General features: G+C 64.6%; 1 protein-coding gene. It reads left to right on the top strand.

What is annotated here, in order from left to right:
- A partial coding sequence (locus NS2_RS35645) for a (Fe-S)-binding protein (protein ID WP_147207450.1) occupies positions 1–1,188 on the top strand: 1,188 nt, incomplete at both ends.

The raw sequence follows: 1,188 nt of genomic DNA, 5'->3' as shown, positions 1-1,188 counted from the left end.
CGGCATCATCGATCCCGAGGTGCTGTGGTCGTGCACCACCTGTGGCGCGTGTGTCGAGCAGTGCCCGGTCGATATCGAGCACGTCGACCACATCATCGACATGCGCCGCTACCAGGTCCTCATCGAATCGGAATTCCCCTCCGAACTCGCCGGACTGTTCAAGAACCTCGAGAACAAGGGCAACCCCTGGGGCCAGAACGCCAAGGACCGGCTCAACTGGATCTCCGAGGTCGACTTCGCCGTCCCCGTCTACGGCCGCGACGCCGACTCCTTCGACGGCTACGAATACCTGTTCTGGGTCGGCTGCGCCGGCGCGTATGAAGACCGCGCCAAGAAGACCACCAAGGCCGTCGCCGAACTCCTCGCGACCGCGGGCGTGAAGTTCATGGTCCTCGGGCAAGAGGAAACCTGCACCGGTGACTCCGCCCGGCGCGCGGGCAACGAATTCCTGTTCCAGCAGCTCGCCATGCAGAACATCGAGTTGCTCAACAACGTCTTCGACGGTGTCGAGCAGGCCAAGAAGAAGATCGTCGTCACCTGCGCACACTGCTTCAACGCCCTCAACAACGAATACCCGCAGGTCGGCGGCAACTACGAGGTCGTGCACCACACCCAGCTGCTCAACCGCCTGGTGCGGGCCAAGACTTTGGTGCCGGTGTCGCCGGTCGCGCAGAACGTCACCTACCACGACCCCTGCTACCTGGGCCGCCACAACAAGATCTACAACGCCCCGCGTGAGCTGATGGAGGCCTCCGGCTCGACGCTGGTCGAAATGCCGCGCCACGGCGAACGTTCCATGTGCTGTGGCGCCGGTGGCGCACGCATGTGGATGGAAGAACAACTCGGCAAGCGCATCAACATCGACCGCGTCGACGAAGCCCTCGACACATTGAAGGGCGGCAACGAGCCCTCGATAATCGCCACCGGCTGCCCGTTCTGCCGGGTCATGCTCACCGACGGTGTCACCGCCCGCAAGGACGGCGGCGAAGTCGGCCAGGGCGTGGAGGTCGTCGACGTCGCCCAGCTCATGCTCCAGTCGATCAACCGCGTCGACGCCGCCACCCTGACCGAAAACCTGAAGGTCATCCAGACCCCGAAGGCCGAAGAGCCCGAACCGGTTTCCGAACCCGAGCCCGTCAAGGCCGAAGCCGCGGTGACCGAGGCTGCGGCCGAGGCACCCAAGGCCGC

Source organism: Nocardia seriolae NBRC 15557 (genome assembly GCF_007990715.1).
GTDB lineage: Bacteria > Actinomycetota > Actinomycetes > Mycobacteriales > Mycobacteriaceae > Nocardia > Nocardia seriolae.
This window is presented reverse-complemented; position numbering and strand designations above follow the sequence as displayed.